The organism is Paenibacillus sp. GL_099_B (assembly GCF_057835695.1).
Map to the genome: position 1 here is coordinate 5,376,767 of NZ_CM174430.1, position 20,478 is coordinate 5,397,244.

Sequence of the window (20,478 nt, forward strand, 5' to 3'; positions counted from 1 at the left end):
CCCAATCTTGGATTATCTTGTTCATTATCCTTTAATTGCACCTTCAGTTAGCCCGGCGATTATGTACTTCTGGCCGGCTGCATAGATCACAATAATAGGCAACATCGCCATTAAATAAGAAGTGAAGGCCATTGTATAGTTAAAGGAATATTCAGTCTTGAAGTTGTATTGATATAAGGGGAGTGTCCAAAATTCCTTCGCTTTATTCAAAATTAGTAGTGGAAGCATAAAATCATTCCAGAACCATAATGAATCCATAATGACAAGCGTAACTAGCATCGGCATAATTAAACGTAAAGTAATAAGATAATAGATTTTAAAAGTGCTGCAGCCATCAATTCTTGCCGCCTCTTCAATTTCAGTTGGCATTCCTTCAATATAGTTGACGAGTAGGAATACCCCTCTTGTTAAGCTAAGCGCTCCATATAATAAAATGAGTCCAAAAGGATTTAATAGATTAATATTGGTCATAATTTTTGTTAAAGGAAGCATAATCACTTGAAATGGTACAAACAAGCCTAACAGGATATAGAGATATAAAAATTTATAATATTTCTTATGTCGATTACGAGCAATAGCATAAGCAACGGTAGGATTAATAATAAGAACTATGATTACAGATCCAATTGTAATCAAGGTCGTATTCCATACAACTCTCCAGTAATTCCCCTTAGAAAGTAGTTCTCCGTAATTAGAAAAATTCAGTGCTTTGGGAAAACTGAAAAAACCTTTGCCTGCCTCCTCTAATGTCTTAAAGGAATTAACTATGACAAGATATATTGGCCCCATTATAATGATGATTCCAATAAGTAAAATGATATTTCGGAGAATACGCCAGCCAAGCCCTTCTTTTCGTATCGCTAAATTCATACTTAATGGACACCACCTTTACGTGTTAATTTAATTTGGATAAAGGATAGCACTGCAATAATAATAAACAATATAACTGATTCCGCATTAGCCATCGCAAACTTTAGATTCTGAAATGCATCATTGTATATCATGATCCCAATAACATTAGTAGATTTCACAGGACCTCCACCTGTCAGCGTATAGGCATAATCAAAGGAAGTGATACCTGATTTAATCGCAAGGACCATATTTACGGTAATCGTAGGAATTAGAAATGGAAATGTGATATAACGAAAACGATTAAAGGTACTGGCCCCATCGATTCTACCCGCTTCATACAGCTCAGAGGGAACCGATTGTAAGCCTGCAATAAAGATAAGGGTTGGCAAGGCTACAGCCTGCCAAATGTTAACAATCACAACAGCCATTAAAGCATACTTGGGATGGGCTAAAGGACTTTGATATAATTCCATAATATTCAAGCTCTGACCAATCGGAGGAATGACTCGAACAAATACCTGGTCCCAAATTAACGAAATGGTTACAGCACTAATGATGGCCGGTAGGAAATATATCGACTTTGTAAAGGTTTGAAGCTTCTTAAGAGAGTTTAAGCTTAAAGCTAGAATTAATGACAGACTCATTACTCCTGCTACAAGCATCACCGCATACTTTCCAGTAACTAATAATGATTGCCTAAAATTCGGGTTGTTCCATAGCTCCGTATAGTTACTAAACCCTACATAATTATAGCTAGAACTAATCCCATTCCAATCCGTAAAGCTATATTGAATACCTACAATAACTGCATAAGCGAAAAATAGTGTATACAGAATGATAGCCGGAACCGTGAATAAGAAATAAGTTGAGCGTTCTAGAAATTTGCCTATCATGCTGCACCTTCCTCATCTCAATGTAACGTAGAGCTAGTAAATAGGGAGCGACAATTTGAATTCTCAAATTGTCGCTCAGATCAAAGCTATTATATTTATTTAACAGCGTTAAGCTTGATTGTTTCATCAATGTTCTTCAGGTACTGTTCAGGCGTCTCGTTATTAATGAGATAACCTTGAGTTGTACTATATAATTCCGTTACAATCGCACTTTCAAGCGTTGAAGACATCCAGTCATGAACTCTACCATTGTCGATAAAATCAAGTATAGGCTGTAAATATTGATCGCCATAGGTTGTACCCTTAATAATGGAAGGTTCGCCAGAGAGATCAGACCATTTCTGAGCAACCTCTGGTCGAGCTATATATTTTAAGAAGGTAAGCGCAGCTTCTTTTTCCTCAGGCTTAGCTTTTGCAGAGATGGACAGGGAAGCATTGACACCTGATAAGGCTGTCGTTGTATCAACAGTATCATTCGGAAGCGGGAACGCACCGAATTTCATATTAGGGTTAGCAACCTTAATATTCCCACGGCCGTATGAGCCAGAAATGATCATAGCGGCTTGACCATTAGCAAATGCTTCTTGCATCATTTGAGCGCTCACACCAAAAGCATCCTTATTAGCATATTGCGTTAACTCTCTTAGCTTCTTGGCAAATTCCAAGAATACCGGATTGCCTTCCACTTGACCTTCACCCTTAGCCACTTTAACCATTTCTTCAACGCCACCAGGTGCAAAAGCAATGTTCGTAGCTTGGAAGATGTGTCCTACATCCTTCAATGGAAGATAAAGCGGTGTAATACCTTTGCTTTGAAACAATTTACATGCTTCGACAAATTCAGCATAGGTGGTTGGGATTTTCACGTTATTTTGTTCAAATAGATTGATATTATAGTATACTGCCATATAATTTCGAGCGTACGGCAAAGAGTAGTATCCACCGTCATCTGCTACAGTCATATCCAAATATTTTTCGTTAACATCTTTAATAAAGGGTTGATCGCTTAAGTTTTCGATATAGCCATTTTTTACTTTTTCCTTAAATTGAAGCTGTGTAGGAAAATCAGTAAATAGGGGTGGAATATCATTTGTTGCAAACCGAGACGTTAATACTTTAACTGGGTCAGGCACGGTATTCATATTAATCGCAATATTCGGGTATTCCTTTGTAAAATCAGCAATAATTTCGTGATAGGCATTTTGAATGGCTTCCTCACCCTGCTGCTGGAAAAACTCGATTTTAACAACATCGCTCTTGCTTGAATTTCCGTTATCTGCTACGTTTTCCTTCCCGCATGCCGTCAGAATTATGGACATTAATAACATAGCTGTAACAGCTAGCTTTGCACTTCTTTTCATCTCTTTCTCCCCTAACTACTTCTTTTTATGTACCATATAGAGATTATTTCCCTAATGCGCGATTAGCCAGATTCGTAATGACAACATCGTCCATTGGCGGATTATGAAGCCCTGCACGAACATCGCGATACATACGCTCAAGCGGGAAAGCCTTAGAAAGGCTCAAGCCGCCTACAATTCTCATCGCGTGATCAACAACACGTAGTGCCGCATTGGTAGCAAGATGCTTGGCAACACCTAGCTCAATCTTCAAATTTTCGCGATTACCCGTTTCCTTATCCCAACGATCTGCAGTATCATAAAGGAAGGTTCTTGCTGTAATTAAATCAAGTTCAATTTCTCCAATTAATCGCTTAATATTTGGCAAGTCAGCAATTGGAACTTGTAATGAATTAGGCTGATGTTTAGCAGCAAATGAAAGGGCAAAATCCCTGGCACCATGTGCAATTCCAAGATAACACGCAGGAATATGAAGCATATTACCGTCTGTGGGGACTGGCTTGCGCAGCTGGTCACTTGCTTTACCACGGATGTGATATCGATCTGGAACAAACACCTCATTCATGGCAATATCATGACTGCCTGTTGAACGCATTCCCATCGTATTCCATGTCTCCAGCACTTTGACGCCATCGCCAGCTTCTACGATAAATGATCCTACAGTATCGGTATCCGACATCGTAGCCGCAACAATAAACTTGTTAAGAATCGGACTTAACGTACAGTACGATTTCTGACCCGTTATCAGCCAGCCACCCTCAACCTTAACTGCTTTTGTTTCAGGTTTTCCACCACGAGTCGGGCTACCCATTGCTCGCTCACTTACCAGTTCGTTCAATACTAGCCCATCATGTACAACCTCAAGACATAGCTCACTAAAAAGTTCTTCTGGAATTGCTCCTGATAGATGAAGCTGCTTCAATAAACCAATATGCCACCCGATTGCTAGTGCAGTGGAGCCGTCTCCTCTTGCCAGTCGCTCTTGAGAAAGAACCAGTTCATAAATTGATGCTTCCTCTCCTCCATGTTGCTTTGGTACGGTAAGAGCAAGGTATCCGCTACCTCTTAACTCATTAAAATTCTCAAAGGGAAATGTTCCTTCAAGATCATGCTTAGGAGCTCGCTCTGCAAAAATCCTTGCTAGCTGATCTGCTCTTGCTGCAATTTTCGCTTCCCGCTCATTTCGTATAAAACGATCTGAAGAATCAGAGTATGTCATCATTAACAACTGCCTTTCTAATAATTCTCATTGGTTTACTTTGTTTAATAGTAATGTTATTCCCTTGAAATTTGAATATAAAAAATCCGAGTTTTTTATTGTAAAAAACCGTACTAGTTAGTTGTTCTCCAAATGCTGTTTACGATATTCATTAGGTGTAAACCCATAAAATTTCTTGAATACATTGGAAAAATACTGTGGATCTTGCTCAAATCCACACTGTTCAGCTACTTCATAAATTTTCATTGTAGGATGTGAAAGCAATAGCTCCTTCGCTTTTTTCATGCGAACAGAGGTCAAGAACTGGGTATACTTCTCTCCTGTGTCTTGTCGAAACAGCTTGCCTAAATATTCGGAGTTAAGAAATAAATAATGCTGAGCTAGCCATTGCAAAGAAAGCCGTCTACTCTGAATATGCTGGATGGTTAATTGCTTTATTTTTATAACCAGCATCGCCTTCTTATCAATCTTACGATAATGATAGCTTGTATACAGCTCTCCTAACTCCTTCTGGAACGCTTGTATATCTTGACTCTCTACAACTGCAGGTGCTGTACTAATGCCACATTCTGATTTCAACTGATTGCGGATATAGGATAGGACATGATTATTGTTGTCTTGGATGGCTTGTAATGATACCCCCTCGCTTAATAATTGCTCGATCCATAATCGCGATATCCTCATTAATTGGGCTTCATCAGCATCAACAATCGCCTGCAGCAAATCGCTAGGTATAGAGGAAGAAATGATCCCTTGACTTTGGGGCGTAATCGAAGCAATGGGCTGTCTATTTTTCGCAAAATTACTGCGAATTGCATCTACCTCACCCTTAGACCAATGCAAAGCTTCAGTAATCTCATGCTCATCACTTGGCTTTAATAAATACCGTCGCACCCCAAAACGCATCGCCTGAGTAGCTAGCTCAAATTCTCCAAATCCTGATAATACAATAAATATTATCTCAGAAGAAATCTTTGAGCCCTGCTCAATTAATTGAAGACCGTCAATAATAGGCATTTTAATATCCGTAATGACTACATCCGGCTGGAGCTCTTGAATCTTCTCTAATGCCTGCTGTCCATTGATAGCTGTCCCTACCAACTCCATACCAAGGGTAATCCAGTCTATGGCTTCTGCAATACCTTCTCTTGCCATTCGTTCATCATCGACGATTAATACCCGATAACTAGACATAACTTACTCCCTCTTTCAATAAAACAGGAATTCGAATCCGAATAATGGTTCCTTGATCTATGCCTTCCAAAATTCCAATACCATATGGCTCTCCATACAGTAATCGCAAACGTTCATGAATGCTTCTTAGTCCAATTCCATCTCCTGAGTCTTGCTCTAAATAATGTGTGTCCATCCCTGGACCTTGATCCGCAATCCAAATATCTAATTGCTCGCCAAAACGTTCTCCACTAATCGTAATGTGACATTCCCCTGTCAATTCATCAATACCGTACTTAATAGCATTTTCAACAATAGGCTGGAGGATGATTGCAGGAATATAACATCTGTTTAATTCATCAGGGATATTGATTTCACATTGCAGCCGTTCTTCAAATCGATATTTCTGAATGAGTAAATAGTTATTTACATGCTGTATTTCTTCCTGTAACATGGTCATTTCCTTTCTACTTGTTGTACTTCGCAACATATCACCCAAAGCTTTGACCATACTAGAGATGCGCTCTTGTCCCTGTCTGCGTGCTAGCCAGTTAATAGAATCAAGCGTATTGTAGAGAAAATGAGGATTCAGCTTCGCCTTCAGCGCTTCATACTGAGACTCCTTGATATGGATTTGCTTGATGTAGTTATCCTTAATTAAGCGGTCTAATGAGACTGTCATTTTATCAAAGCTATTCGTTAACCATCCGATCTCATCCCCATTTCTCACAGGCTCTTCTCGATAAGTGACAAAATCTCCTTGCTCTACCTTGCTCATCCGAAAAGCCAGCGTCTCCAAAGGACGTGTAATGCTTCTAGCAAATATTAAGCCTATCCACACAAGTGAGACTAGAATAAAAGTATATAAAAGCAGTAGGATTTTCTTCATCAGAATGGCTTGCTGAAATAACGATTCGTATGGTACAAGGTTCACTAATGTCCAACCTGTAAAGCTCATTGTAGATAAGGTACTCAAGTACTTGTGATGATTTAACGTGATCATCTCATAGCGTTCACCTGATCGTTCATTCTGTATTAAAGAGCTTGGCATAGGCTTATCTTTCCACTGCTCATCATTCCAATAGATTGGAGTATGATCTTCATAGATGAGCAATTTATTATTGGAAGATGAGTGATTAGAGCCTATGGATTCAATCAAATCACTCGCATTCACTCGAACAATTAACGTCCCTAATGATGGAAAATCCATACTCTTCACTGCTCTTATTTCCCTTAGGGAAGTAAAAATCTTGGAATCTCTTTCCCCACCCTTCCACAGGCTTCCCCCTTCTTTCTGAGCGGCCATTGCAATAAATTGCTTACTATAAGCTGGTGCAGTCTCATCCTTAGTTGTGCCCAGCCAGTAATCATTGCCCCAATAATCAATAATCGCTACAGAGCGAATCGGATAATTAAAAAAACGGTACGATAACAGCTTCTCTTCCATTGCATGAATCGCATAATAGGTTTCGCGACTATTCTTGTTCTGCTTTATCTTCTCTAACCCATGTTGAATGTCAGCGTCACTTGCTATCGATTGTGTCATACGATCAATGGCTGCTAGCTTGTCCTCAATTCGCTCTGAATACAAGTACAGCTTCTCACTTGTTTGTTCATAGACAATCTGTTCATATAACTTATGCATATTTTGTACGTATAAAAGGCTGATGCCACTCGTCAGTAGAACACCGATCAATACAAACAACACTAGCTTATGTCTTATTCTTATTTTCATTCTGAATTCTCCCCTTACCGCATAACCACTTCCAGCATATTAGAACCGATCCATAAAGAAGTACTAATATAAACATTTAAGGTAATACCCTATTAAAAAATACTTTATATTCCCTAGTAAAACAATAAGAAAATAAGAATTTAACTGTTCTTTAGGTAGCTGAGTCCGTGAAAAGGTTGCATACCAGCCCGTTAGCTTTATGAAATAGTGGACTAAAATTAATTAGATACTTGCCTAAACGATAATCGGTACAAGCCTTTCCCTCGGCATAACCTGTTTCAAGGCTCGGGATACGAACTTGTACCGATAAAATAAAAAAAGCCGCTAAAATAGCGACTTCAATGGGAGTATGTTCTTGTCCCTCGACAATTGGTGGTAGAAAAAGTGCTAATCCTTACTCAGGATAAGAACTTTTTTTATATTTGTTTGAGGATGATTTAAAAGGAACCTTATTTACGATTATATATCGATTGCGGTTCCAATTTTTCAAGTCGCCCTAGTTACGCTATCCTGCCCGTTAGCTTAATGAATCAACATGTGTAGCCTTAATTGAACCTACCACTTATTCCACTTATTCCATTAATCTCCCATTACTTCATAATCATTTGGAATTAACTCATACAAGGCACGAACATCACAACCGACGGAATCAGCGATCGATATGGCAATTTTGAGTGGCATCACTCTTTTGTTTTCAATAAAGTCGTAAACTCGTTCCGGTTTAAAAAGCAATTCTTTTGCCAGCCATTCCGCTGATTTTCCGGATTCCATCAATCGTTCATTCAGTAAGCAACGTCCTAGTTCAAATTTCAAAAAGCGATGCCCTCCTTCATAAGATCACATTTAACCTTAAGCGTAGTCCATTAACAGCATTTCTATACAAAAACCAATAAACCAACACGAAATCCTAGTCGTAATGTTATTAGTAGGTCAAGTGGATTTAGATAAGAGGAAAGGCATAGATCAAGGACTTCATTTTACAGTATATTTTTTCGATATATTATGTACAGACTTTTATTTTAAATTTTAACTATTAAAGTTATGGGAGCTGTAAATTGATGTGTTGAGGGGGAAATGCAGTGAAAACAAAGATTATATCAATACTAAAAATGAGATCTTTGAGAACAAAGTTAGTCACTCTATGCTTGGCTATACTAATTGTGCCCACGATCGTGATAGGGTTCACTTCGTATACGGTTTCGAAAAATGAAATGAATGAATCAGGCAAGGCAGCACTTGAAAATAGTGTGAATATGGTTATTGGCATGATTAGCCTCCTCAATGAGCAAGTAGAGAGCGGAGATTTAACATTGGAGCAAGCACAGGAAAAACTCCGCGTCGAACTGCTCGGTGAAAAAAATGCAGATAATAAGCGGCCTGTAAAAAGTGAATATACTGTAGGGGAAACAGGATATCCATGGGCAGTTGATAAGGGTGCTCATTCCGTGATGAATCCTTCAAATGAAGGTCAGGATTTGACAGATGTCGTAACGGAAGATGGCGTGTATTTGGGGAAAGAGCTTGTTAAGGTTGGATCAGCAGGAGGGGGATTTGTCACCTACAAGTGGGCTCTACCTGATACAGGTGAAATAGAAACGAAAGTTTCATATGTTGAAATGGATCCACATTGGGGCTGGATAATTGGTTCAGGTGCATATTTAAGTGAGTTCAACAGCGGTGCAACGCAAGTTCTTTATCTTGTAATAATGGTTACGGCAGTTGCAGTAGTTCTCGGATCAGTTATCGTCAGCATCGTCTCAGGGCGTCTAACGAAGCCTATCCTTAAGATCGCCAAACGACTGAAGTCAGTTGCGGACGGTGATCTAACCGTTGAAGAAGTCAAAATGAAGTCCAAAGATGAAATAGGCGAGCTGTCTAAAGACTTTAATGAAATGATTAAAAACATGAGACATCTTATTAGACAAGTCGATCTCTCCACAAAGCAGGTAGCTTCATCCTCCAAAGAATTGACCCTTGGGGCAGAGCACACCAGTCAAGCAACTGAGAATATCACCATTTCGATCCAAGAATCCGCAGTCGGCGCACAAGAGCAACAAATGATGCTTCAAAGGACAACCAACTCACTCGAGGAAATATCAATTGGTATCCAGCGAATAGCGGAAAGCTCATCAACTATTGCTGATTCTTCTGTTGATGCGATGGAATTAGCGAATATAGGTAGTACTGCCATAGAGCACACGACGAAGCAAATGAACCTGATTAACCATTCCGTTAATGAAACCGATGTAGTAATGAGGATGCTTGATGAACGCAGCCAGCAGATCGGTACGATGCTACATGCCATTACGGATATCGCAAAGCAGACTAACCTTCTGGCTTTAAATGCTTCGATTGAGGCTGCCCGTGCAGGAGAAGAAGGCCGCGGTTTCTCCGTAGTTGCTGCTGAAGTGAGAAAACTTGCTGAACAATCGAATCAGTCATCCGGGCAGATTTCCACGTTGATTCATGATATGCGTACAGACATAGAGCAATCTCTTAAAACGTTGGAACGAGTTAAACAGGACGTTGACTCCGGTATACAGATTGCTAGTGAGACAGAACAACAGTTCAACAAAATTGTGGGGTCCACAAACTTTATCGCGCAACAAACGGAAGAACTCGCCAGTGTTACACAGCAGATAACTGCAAGTGTCCAGGAAATAACAGCGGGTCAAGAGCAGGTCTCCAATCTTGCGCTTCAAGCTGCAGACAACTCACAAAATATAGCTGCATCTTCAGAAGAACAACTGGCTTCAATGGAGCAAATTACGAGCTTAGCCACAACCTTGTCGGATATGTCACAGCAGTTAGAGCGTTTGACAATTCAATTTAAGTATTAATCTCTAAAAATTTGTGACTGCACTTGCAGTTATGAACTAACCTAAGTTAATTGAACAAAGGCAGCCGATCACGTTGATCGGCTGCCTCCTTGTTTTTATTGAGTTATCGTATCCCGTTAGCTTAAAGAAACGTCGTCAATCAACACTTTATTTCCTTTCTACATCAAATCTACATATCTAAATCAGTTCCTGCTTCCGCTTCAGATACCCGTACAACACTATTCCAGATGCCGCACAGATCACAGCACATAGTCCGATGAATCCGTACCCCGCCTGAAGTCCGCGCAGCAGCCCCAACTGAGTCGTTGGACCGTACATATTCTTCACACCTTCAATCACCCAACCAATCACATAGTTACCGATGACACTACCAATCCCCATCAGGGTAACTGTGAACGTAATCGCAGTGTCACTGCCGTTTGGATATCTGCGTGCGATAAATGCCATGACTGTTGGATAGATCATCGCAATACCCGCTCCCGATACGGCAAAGAAGAATGCCAGCCCCTCTCCGCCTGCAATGGCGACGAACGTACATACCGCCGAGAAAGCAGAAAATAGAATCAACGACAATACGAATCCGATCCGGTCCGTAAGCGGCCCTAGCAGCAGGCGTCCCAACGAGAAGCTGAGGAAGAACGCAGACAGCAGGCCAGATGCTTTGACCGTGTCCCACGTATAGGCTTTCTCCAGAAAGTTAACGAGCCAACCCCCAACCGCCAGTTCAGATACCACGCCAAAAGAAAGAATGAGCACCATCAGCCAGATGGCTGGATCACGTGTTAACGTCTTGAGTGAAGTCCGATCTTCATGAGGAAGATCATCCCCCGGAAACTTGCTGCGCAGCGCCGCAATAATCGGCAGCAGGCAGAGCGACAACATCACCAGATACATACCGCGCCAGTCCAGTTCGTGACCAAACACATGCAACGACATCACACCTGTCGCCAGCAAAGGAGCTACCGTTGAACTCAACCCATAAAAGAAATGGGAAAGGTTCATCATCGTACCTGTGTTTTTCACAAAGATCCGCGCACCTAGGATTGCCAAAGCAATCTCCAGCATGCCGTTTCCGATGTACATGAAGAAGTATGATGAAGCAAAGAGTGGATATGTATGAGATACGTAAATGAACACACCCGAGAGAATCATCGATGCAAACGAAATGATGCTAACCGCCTTAATGCCCCATTTGCGTACCAGGATGGCGGTGAAGGAGCAGGCGATCAGGTACCCCAGTGCATTCAGGGACAATAACGTCCCAAGCTGTTTCTCATCCAGATTGAAGTCGAATTGAATGCGTGGGATGGCTGGTCCCTTAATATTTTCCGATATACCAAATACGATAAATCCCAGAAAAATTGTTGCCAGTTGCATGGCATACAATTTGTTGAACTTTCGTTTGTTCCCTTGCGTACCTGCTTGCTGATTCAAAATAAGTTCCTCCATTGTGTCTATATAAGTTGAACTTAAAGGTAATTAACACGGACACTACGATGACAGAACAACCTTCCAATCGCTCTTATCCCCAGATTTCTTCGATTTCTTTTTCTCAAAGGGAAAATCCGGAGATAAGCGTATGCTTCCGATGTAGCTTTCTTTCAGAAAGCTTTTAGGCGACCGCTTCGCTTTTTCAGGTTTTTTCTGTCCTCTCCGTTACTGTTTAATTGATTAGTTCAATGAATATAGAAGGATTGTTACACTTCACTACTCGGATAAAAATAACCATCTTAAACTTCATTGTTCGTTTACCACTGCTTCTCAATCACCTGGATGCGGTAGGTCAGGCTCTCCAGTGTAACAGCGACCAGCCCAGTCACATATTCGCGCCGAGTGTCTCTCTGAATAATCAACTCCGGCATATGCTCCAGTGGAATCATTCGATCCAGACAGCCTTGCGTCAGGCCATCCCTCATCGCCGGGTCCATCGTATCACCTGTGACTACAATCGTAGCCGGGTTAATGATCGCGATAATGGATACCAGCGTTTGTACCACAAGTTCCTGCAACCCTTCAGTAGTTTTCAACATTCTCAGCTGTTCTTCCCGTGACACGCCAAATGGCAGAAAAGATACCTCGCCCCCAAATTGCGTGTTCCCTGTGAGCGGACGACCGTCAATAATAAAACCCGCACCTGGAAAATGGTTTTCAGGAAACGTAACCACCGCGAAGTTCTTCTCTTCCTCAAATTGCTGCTGGTTATACAGTCCGTACACCGTGAGATTCATGTCGTTGCCAATGACTACTTCCACATCATCGTACTGCTCCTTGAGCCTTGGCCCAAGTGGCTGATACATCAGCTCCGGTACGTCGCAAATCCCAATAACCCCGTTGTGCGCCACCCCAGGTATGCCGATACCAATAGCCTGCACATTGTGGTGTTGTTCGATCAGATTTGCAATCAGATCCTCTACCACCGTGACATTAATCTCTTCCAAAATGAGCGTCTGTTCGTCCGCCATCTCTCCGTTCAGATTGGCATATGTATGTGTGATTGAGTGAATGCCGCCTTCTGTTCGAATAATCAGACACAGTACACTGGCGTAGTCCGCATTGAATTGATACCGACTGGCAGGTCTTCCCCCACTCGATTCATCTGGACCCAGATCGATAATCTCACCCGTCTGAAGCAACTCGTTCAGGATCGTGCCGCATGTCGCCACGCTCAGTTTTGTCAGATTCGCAATGGAAGCCTTCGTTCCTACGCCCATGGATCGGAGCGTATTCTTTACCAATTCAACGTTGATCCGCTTCACCTGCTGGGTGTTGTGTGATGTGGGTAACATGGTAAGTTATATACCTCCTTTCGTTCATTTCAAACCATTCAATGAATGTTTTTAAAAGTATTTTAATAATTGAAGTGTAGGGGGATTTGGGAGGAAAGTCAATGCTAAATTAGGAGCGATAAACGTTTGGATGGAAAGAAAAAAGACAGTTCAAGATCATCTTATATGATCCTGCGCTGTCCTTTAGTTAAGGTGGTTTTATGTAGACTGACTCATTTGATTTGCCAAGATGCTCTTCTCCAGTCGGACTTTAAATAACTTTCGGTTTAGGTCCTGTTCCATGGAATGAAGATGATATGCAGCCCGTTTCACAGTATCCATCTCAAGCACACCTGCCTGCTTTGCGATGATGTCCATGGCGTCTAGGATAAGTTTGTTGCAAGTGACCAGTTGGTCGACGTAATCATCTTCCTGTTGGACGAGTTGTGTGTACTGCAAAGCGAGGTCATCGCTGTTGGTACTTGTCATGTCACCACTCCTTTGTTAAGGAGAGATTATCATATCGACAGAGTGGATGTGGTACTTAAAGACGTACCACTAAGTAATAAGAAAAAAATGGCTGTTACTCTCAGTTTCATTTTAATTAATTTTATTTATTTGTTTTCTTATTTTTTGCATATGTCTTCTCTTCACTGTTCCAATGTTTTTCTCATCTTTAAAGATTTTTTCAGCTCTTTTTACATATGATATAAAATTCCCTTTTTCAATTTCAGAACCCTTAATTGAATATATTTTATATAAATTTTCGAAACTCACTTTATTTCCTTTTTTGGTTAAACCACTATTAGCAATGATATTATTTAACTTTTTATACATTCTATAATAATATTTAGAGATCGTCTTGTCTTTTAAAGCAACATTATTGCCATCAAAAGAAAAGCCCAAATAATTCATAATATTGCTTCCATTCTTAACATTGTCCAATACTTTTTCATTAGAGCTTATCAATTTACCTTTATCAAATTCAAAGATTTGTGTTTTATCTGGTTCTAAGTCAACATTAGGAGTATTAATAATAATTGAATTAATAAATTGGAATTTCTTTTGAAATCCATTCAAATCTTCTTTAGGAAGTATAACTATAAAATCATCGCTATACCTCATGTATAACCCCTTATTATTTTTGACAAAATCATTAATTGCTTTATCAAAATCTAACATATATATATTTGAAAGAACTGCACTTATTGCAGATCCCTGTGGTATTCCATAATCATTGGGATTAGCTTCTGCATATTTTTTTACTAACTTTTTAAATTCGTTTGGTGGGATAGCATACTCCAATTTATTGAAGGCACTCATGTCATTTTCCAAACCGTTTAGTTCAAGGAGGATTTTAAGATCCCACTTTGAGTATTTTGTTATATTCTTATAAACCGCAAAATAATCTTCTGGCAATCTCTCTACTTCTAATAAACTACATATCATTTGTTTTAAATATAAGTGATCTAAGCTGTCAAAAAATTTAGTGAAATCACCTATAATTACATAACATTCTTTTTGGCTTTTGATAAAATCAATAGCTCTCTTAGCAAAGTGAATATTATTTTTATGCATGTTATTCCTATAAGCTATTGCCACATCATCAGTATTATCAAGTTTTACTCTTGCATTATATAACTGGTTTAATTTAAATCCGTAGTATTGATATATGTATCGATCCCTATGTCCGGAGTAATAAATTTCACGATATTTTTTTAACTTACCTTTCCTTTTATTAAATTTATGAAAGATAATCGTATAGTGTATAAATGGATAAAATCCATGTTTCGCTACTTTTTCAGGATTACTTATATAGCTCCAAACTCTGTTTAAAGAAATCTTTGAATCAAAATGTGCATAATTTCTTCTATGCTTATTTTTTTCCTTCCATTCCCGAAGTTCCACTCAAATTCTCCTTAAAAAGCGTAATACCTGCCAACACGGGGGGTAGTATCCCTTAGATGGCAGGTATAGCTTAAAAACTTGTATTTAGTTGCGATAATTAAATGAGTGCACGCTAAATCCAACTACCCAAATTTTCCCGAATTAGCAACTATGATATAATAGTTAAGGAGGGATGCTCAGTGACCAAGATTGTACTCTGGTTAATTACATTCATGATTACCGATCAGCTATCAACTGAGAACAGATTCTTATTATACTTTCAAGAATTGTTCATAAACAGATTGACAACAATCTCCAACCTTCATATCTAAAATATGAAGTAAAGAAATTATAGCATATTTTGATATATTTTCAAGCTATATGTTGAAATTTGTAAAACACAAAATTTTAGTTATATGTAGCAATTACTTATACTAGTTGTCCCTAGCACTAGAAGTAGTCATCAATATTACTTAAGCTATAATATTCTTTGGTTAACCTTGCTCTAATTGTTGAAGCGGATAAGTTGTTTTGTATAATTTCCCTTTCAAATGTTTCAAGCCATCCAATTTTCATTCTTTTTGAGAATATTACGAATAAAAATTGAATCATAAAAGTAATCAACACTAAAATGAAGCCATATAAATTCAGCTTGAGATCTAAATCAGTAAGATTATCCATTAAGAATCGGTACAGAAAAGGAATTATCGATAAAAGTAATAATACAATTTTATTTTTTGAATACTTCCTCACATCAACATATTCTAACTGTTCTTTCTCTTCACTCATACGCTTTGCTTCTTCCTCAGAAATGGAAGCTTTTTCGTTAAAGAATTTTATCAATTTATTCCAAACTTTTGGTAACCATTCAGATGAAGTGTATATTATCCCGAATAGATTCCAAAAATGTCTATGTATAAATGGTATTATTAAAATAATATAAATTGGATACATAATTGAAACAACTACGTTCATTAAAAGACTCATTACTACTAATATAAACTCAAAATCCCGCAGAATTATTTGACTATCAACCATGGTTCTTCTTCCAGACAATTCTCTAAAAGCTCCGATCTTTGTTTGTCTAAACCTAGAATTAAATATATCAAACAGAGCAATGGCAAGATTTAAAAAAAGTACATAACTAAGAAGTGTATATGACAAGTTAGCTCGTATTAAATTTATACCAGGGAAAAGAAAATAACTTAATGTTGCAATAGTTACGAAAAGCACCCAATTACTAAGCCCCATTGATGCTATCTTCTGTCTTTCTCTATCCTGCAGTTTTCCTATATGATCCAACATTTCCTTTTGTGTAAAATACTCTCTCATTCCTCTCACCTCTGCTTTTCTTAAATCAAAAGCTTAAACACATGAATCTAATCCAACGAAATATAAATAACGATTTTCGGTGAGTTATTATTCTATCTTTCGGACACGTTCGCACAGTATTCTTCATTCACAGCATAACATATATCCTCTAAAGCTTTGTAGTCTATTAACTGCAATTCATCAACCATTTGACACCCCCTTAAAAAGGGTCTATCCTAATAACGAACCAGCCATTCACTATTAAGGAGTCGTTCCCGATGGTGCAAGCCAAGAAAGACGAAGTCAGGAAAGAGATTGAATATGCGGCGCTCAAGGTCTTTTTCGAAAAAGGCTATGTGGATGCCAAGATGAGCGATATCGCGGATGAGATCAATATTTCCGTGGGCAATATCTATACTTATTTTAAGAACAAGAAAGAACTATTCTACGCCGTTGTGCCGCCGGATCTGGTGGATTATTTGAAAAATGTGCTGGTTGAGACGATTCACTTCGATAACCAGACCTTGTTCGAGGAAACGCATAGCGAGCGAAAGTCTGCGCTGTTGCAGGAACAGGTGGACGTATTACGGAAATACCGGAATCAGATTGTCATCATCTTCGAAAAGAATAAAGGCACGATCTACACCAACGCCAAGAACGAGCTTGTTGAGCTGATGATCGAAACCAAGAAGGCCTATCTCAAGAACCAATATAAACGGTATGAAATTGGCACCGAGGAGAATTTGATCTTGCTGAATATTCTCGCACACAATGTGATCGACATGAATTTAGATCTATTGAAGCGGGATATGAGTGAAGACAGCCGGAAGCAAATATTCGAAGCTTTGTATGTATACAGACTGTACGGTATGAAGAGTCTCAACGAATAACGCTCCATCTCATCACTTAATGCCGGGTAGACAAAGCGTGCAGATCATATCAACTCCACTTGATTTGCACGCAAAAAAACTTCATCACAGATCAGCCTATTTTTTTGATTTAAAAATGAATTAATTATTCATTTTTGAGAGAGTATCTAGCATTCCCCTAACCACTCACCTCACCCACATTCTAAGGAGGAACACAACATGAACACCGCTTACGCATTGAAAAACGTCCATCTGATCCACGGTGACTCAAGCCGCAATCTGCAAAAAAACATGACGATTCTCATCAATGAACAAGGACTTATTACGGATATCGGTCAAGATAACGAACCGCTTACCCCAGGTCACTACACAACGATCGACCTCTCAGGGAAATACGTAATGCCAGGACTGATCAACGCCCACGTACATCTCTTTGCAGATGGTAAACCGTTCAGTCTCTCGGTCAGTGAAGGATTATTGCTGTTTGCCTATGATCGGATATTGAACACGAAGTTTGGCCGGAACGTTTTGAAAAAACGCATGAAACGCAATGCACTGACCGCACTCCATGCGGGTGTGACGACGATGCGTAGTGTGGGGGAATTCTTTTGCACGGACGTCCAGCTGCGGGATGAGATTAATAACGGCGACTTTGTCGGCCCTAATCTACTTATCTCCGGGTTTTTCCTAAGTGTAACGGGCGGACATGGTGCTCCATTCCTCGCTCTGGTGGGCGACTCTCCGTGGGAAGCACGAAAGAATGTGCGCATTAATGTGAAACACGGCGTGGATCTGATCAAAATCTGTGTGACGGGTGGCGTGACAGATGCGAAAATGGTGGGCGAAGCTGGACGTTTACAGATGACGGTGGACGAAGTTGCGGCGATCTGCGATGAAGCGCATAAGATTGGTTTGCGGGTGGCAGCGCATGTCGAGAGCACGGAAGGCGTACGGGTTGCGTTACAAGGTGGCGTCGATACCATCGAACACGGTTCGGAGATGGACGACGAAATCATTCGTTTGTACAAAAATAATCCCAATGCCCTGAATGGCTACACCGCACTCATCCCTACTCTGCAAGCTGCTTATCCATCCGCTTCACTGGATACCAACGTAACAAAGGTAAGTGCTACGGTAAAAGAGAACTCCAGACTCGTTTATGACTCCATGCTCAAAGGTGTGAAACAAGCGATCGAAAACGACATCATCATTGGTATCGGTACTGATGCCGCCATGCCTTACGTGACTCACTACGATATGTGGAGAGAGATGGACCACTACATGAGACAGGCCAACCTGAACAACAAACAGGTCATCGACATGGTGACCCGAACCAATGCGAAGATCCTCGGCGTTGATGATGTTACAGGGACGGTCGATATCGGGAAACATGCCGATCTGATTATTATGGAGCAAAATCCGCTGGAACATATCGAGGCCTTGTCAGACATCTCTATGGTCATGCTCAAAGGAAATCTAATTCAAACACCATCTGTCACAAGAATCAAAGAAGTCGACGATGTTCTAAACTCAGTTTGGTGAATTCAGGAGTGAAATCATGCTTGGGATATTGATCAATTGTTTTTCCATTATATGCGGGAGTACTCTTGGAGCCATCTCCAAAAGGTTCATTAACGACGGTTATAAGTCCATACTCAATCAAGTGATTGGGATCAGCGCGCTCATCATAGGCATAAGTACAACCATTAGCAGCATCTCCACCAGTCAATATCAGATTATGTTTATCATCTTCCTTACCTTAGGCGGAATCATTGGGCAACTGATTAATTTCGAGCATATCTTGTCCAACATTATGACCAAATTCTCGTCCAATGGTTTAAACGAAGGGTTAACGGTTGCCATCTCATTGTTGTTCGTGGGATCGATCCCGATCCTGGGGCCACTGCAGAGTGCATTACAGGGGGATAACACCTTTTTGCAAATCAATACGATCTTCTCTGGTATTACATCATTGATTCTGGCATCCACCTTTGGGATCGGCATCATCTTTTCAGCTTTCATTCTTTTGGTGATCGAAATTCTGGTCTTCTTCTCCGCTGATTTCTTATCCGTCTTCATGACGACGAACATCATGAATGAAATTACTCTCATTGGTGGCATCCTGGCGATTTGTACGGGGTTAAACATATTGAAGATTACGAAGATCAAAGTGTTGAATCTGCTACCTGCCTTATTTATCCCGATCTTTCTGCTGTAGCTTCAGTATGCTGAGGTCTTTTCATAAACATAAAAAGATAGTTAAGCGGCGGCCTTGGTCCTGAATTCATCAGGACTGAGGTCTTTTATGCCCAACCTAAGACTGAGAACAAATTCAATCTGGCGTACGATTTGAATCAATGACGAGTCAAGTAAGATAGAGTTATGTGTTCATGAACAATAATCACAATCACTTCAAGACATTGAACCAGAGGAGACATATCCTATGAACAAAATGAAAAAAACAGGTTTGTGGCTCGGCATTACGACTCTAACGCTATCACTCGCAGTTCTTTATTTTCCAACATGGACGCCAAAAATAAAAGGTTCAAACCCTATTCATGTATTGGAACAAGTTAAAATCAACGGTACAGGACATGAAATCATGATCAGAGGACAGGATCTGGACAACCCAGTTATCCTTTATTTACACGGGGGACCGGGTGCATCTGAACTTCCGTACGCGAAAAAGTACCAAGATTTATTAGAATCGCAGTTTACGATTGTGAACTATGATCAGAGAGCAAGCGGCAAATCCTATCATTTTTTCGAGGACTATTCCAATCTCTCAGCTGATTTGCTAGTTGAGGATGCACTGGCCGTCACGGATTATATTGCTCAACGTCTGGGGAAGAAAAAGGTGATCCTGATTGGTCATTCTTACGGAACATACATAGGAACTTTTGCTGCGCATCGAGCACCCGATAAATATGAAGCCTACATTGGAATCGGGCAGATGGCAGATACACAACAGAGCGAGATGGACGGATGGAATTACGTTATGGAGCAAGCCCAGCTGGCTGATAATGATGAAGACGTAAACCAGTTGAAGCAGATCTATGAACCGATCAAACAAGGACAGGCATTCACGCCGCGAGATATCGTTAAACGTTATGGGGGCACATCAAGGTTGATGGACAGCCCTGACACCAGCTTCCTGGGAATGACGTTCAGCCATGAATACAATATGCTTGATACCATTCGTTATAATAAAGGAATCATTTATTCGCAAGAAATACTGATAAGTGAAGCCATGAGCCGTCCTTTGCCTTCCTTGATTACGAAGCTGGACCTACCCTTTTATTTTGTCATGGGAGATTACGACTTTATGACTTCAACCCATGCCGCCAAGGTGTTTTTTGACCAGATTGAAGGAAACCAAAAGGAATTCATTGCCTATAATAACTCGGCCCATTACCCACATTATGAAGAGAAGCAAAGATTCTTTGATTGGATGGTAGATGCCTTTATCAAGCACAAACCTTAATCATTCAATCCTTTACCCTCCAGGATCAGCTGCATGTATTTCTCTATTCGTGAAACTTTCGTTTTGGATTGCTTTTTTCATCGAACTGC

The 20,478-nt window shown here is 40.1% G+C and carries 17 protein-coding genes; 5 read left to right on the top strand and 12 right to left on the bottom strand.

What is annotated here, in order from left to right; genetic code table 11:
- Nucleotides 1-24 precede the first annotated feature (24 nt).
- The 7 genes from AC3ITG_RS24460 to AC3ITG_RS24490 all read right to left on the bottom strand — a co-directional run bounded on the left by AC3ITG_RS24460 (nt 25) and on the right by AC3ITG_RS24490 (nt 8,046).
- Complete coding sequence (locus AC3ITG_RS24460) at nt 25-870, bottom strand: carbohydrate ABC transporter permease (protein WP_413028355.1); 846 nt, start codon at nt 868-870, stop codon at nt 25-27.
- 2 nt (nt 871-872) lie between these two features.
- Nucleotides 873-1,745 carry a carbohydrate ABC transporter permease gene (locus AC3ITG_RS24465; protein WP_413028353.1) on the bottom strand — a complete coding sequence of 291 codons (873 nt, stop codon included), beginning with the start codon at nt 1,743-1,745 and terminating at the stop codon, nt 873-875.
- A gap of 95 nt (nt 1,746-1,840) precedes the next feature.
- Nucleotides 1,841-3,106, bottom strand: a complete 1,266-nt coding sequence (locus AC3ITG_RS24470) for an ABC transporter substrate-binding protein (RefSeq protein ID WP_489251620.1) — start codon at nt 3,104-3,106, stop codon at nt 1,841-1,843.
- A 43-nt stretch (nt 3,107-3,149) separates the two neighbouring features.
- Nucleotides 3,150-4,325, bottom strand: a complete 1,176-nt coding sequence (locus AC3ITG_RS24475; RefSeq protein ID WP_413028349.1) for an acyl-CoA dehydrogenase family protein — start codon at nt 4,323-4,325, stop codon at nt 3,150-3,152.
- A 117-nt stretch (nt 4,326-4,442) separates the two neighbouring features.
- Nucleotides 4,443-5,519, bottom strand: a complete 1,077-nt coding sequence (locus AC3ITG_RS24480) for a response regulator transcription factor (protein ID WP_489251621.1) — start codon at nt 5,517-5,519, stop codon at nt 4,443-4,445.
- Nucleotides 5,512-7,233 carry a cache domain-containing sensor histidine kinase gene (locus AC3ITG_RS24485; protein ID WP_413028345.1) on the bottom strand — a complete coding sequence of 574 codons (1,722 nt, stop codon included), beginning with the start codon at nt 7,231-7,233 and terminating at the stop codon, nt 5,512-5,514. The genes AC3ITG_RS24480 and AC3ITG_RS24485 overlap by 8 nt, the downstream gene beginning before the upstream one ends.
- 579 nt (nt 7,234-7,812) lie before the next feature.
- Nucleotides 7,813-8,046 carry a hypothetical protein gene (locus tag AC3ITG_RS24490; protein ID WP_053779192.1) on the bottom strand — a complete coding sequence of 78 codons (234 nt, stop codon included), beginning with the start codon at nt 8,044-8,046 and terminating at the stop codon, nt 7,813-7,815.
- Nucleotides 8,047-8,312: 266 nt separating this feature from the next.
- Between AC3ITG_RS24490 and AC3ITG_RS24495 the strand changes: the two genes are divergently transcribed.
- A complete protein-coding gene (locus tag AC3ITG_RS24495; protein WP_449006494.1) occupies nt 8,313-10,073 on the top strand; it encodes a methyl-accepting chemotaxis protein in 1,761 nt (586 codons plus the stop codon).
- A 177-nt stretch (nt 10,074-10,250) separates the two neighbouring features.
- Here the strand turns inward: AC3ITG_RS24495 and AC3ITG_RS24500 are convergent, their stop codons facing one another.
- From AC3ITG_RS24500 to AC3ITG_RS24520, 5 genes are all read right to left on the bottom strand, one after another.
- Complete coding sequence (locus AC3ITG_RS24500) at nt 10,251-11,450, bottom strand: MFS transporter (RefSeq protein ID WP_489254526.1); 1,200 nt, start codon at nt 11,448-11,450, stop codon at nt 10,251-10,253.
- Nucleotides 11,451-11,821: 371 nt separating this feature from the next.
- The gene (locus tag AC3ITG_RS24505) at nt 11,822-12,859 is read right to left on the bottom strand and encodes an ROK family protein (protein ID WP_489251622.1); all 1,038 of its coding nucleotides are present in this window, start codon (nt 12,857-12,859) and stop codon (nt 11,822-11,824) included.
- Nucleotides 12,860-13,057: 198 nt separating this feature from the next.
- Nucleotides 13,058-13,327 (bottom strand): hypothetical protein, encoded by a 270-nt coding sequence (locus AC3ITG_RS24510; RefSeq protein WP_489251623.1) that lies wholly within the window; start codon nt 13,325-13,327, stop codon nt 13,058-13,060.
- Nucleotides 13,328-13,438: 111 nt separating this feature from the next.
- Nucleotides 13,439-14,746 carry a reverse transcriptase/maturase family protein gene (locus tag AC3ITG_RS24515; RefSeq protein ID WP_489251624.1) on the bottom strand — a complete coding sequence of 436 codons (1,308 nt, stop codon included), beginning with the start codon at nt 14,744-14,746 and terminating at the stop codon, nt 13,439-13,441.
- Nucleotides 14,747-15,175: 429 nt separating this feature from the next.
- The gene (locus AC3ITG_RS24520; RefSeq protein WP_489251625.1) at nt 15,176-16,057 is read right to left on the bottom strand and encodes a hypothetical protein; all 882 of its coding nucleotides are present in this window, start codon (nt 16,055-16,057) and stop codon (nt 15,176-15,178) included.
- Between the two features lie 257 nt (nt 16,058-16,314).
- Here AC3ITG_RS24520 and AC3ITG_RS24525 point away from each other — a divergent pair, with 257 nt between their 5' ends.
- The 4 genes from AC3ITG_RS24525 to AC3ITG_RS24540 all read left to right on the top strand — a co-directional run bounded on the left by AC3ITG_RS24525 (nt 16,315) and on the right by AC3ITG_RS24540 (nt 20,389).
- Nucleotides 16,315-16,926: a TetR/AcrR family transcriptional regulator gene (locus tag AC3ITG_RS24525; RefSeq protein ID WP_489251626.1), complete on the top strand. Its 612-nt coding sequence runs from the start codon at nt 16,315-16,317 to the stop codon at nt 16,924-16,926.
- 198 nt (nt 16,927-17,124) lie between these two features.
- Entirely contained in the window at nt 17,125-18,447 is a 1,323-nt protein-coding gene (locus AC3ITG_RS24530; protein ID WP_489251627.1) for an amidohydrolase family protein, read from the top strand.
- Nucleotides 18,448-18,463: 16 nt separating this feature from the next.
- Entirely contained in the window at nt 18,464-19,123 is a 660-nt protein-coding gene (locus AC3ITG_RS24535) for a DUF554 family protein (RefSeq protein ID WP_489251628.1), read from the top strand.
- 225 nt (nt 19,124-19,348) lie between these two features.
- Nucleotides 19,349-20,389, top strand: coding sequence for an alpha/beta hydrolase (locus tag AC3ITG_RS24540; protein WP_489251629.1), 1,041 nt, complete (start codon nt 19,349-19,351; stop codon nt 20,387-20,389).
- Nucleotides 20,390-20,478 lie beyond the last annotated feature (89 nt).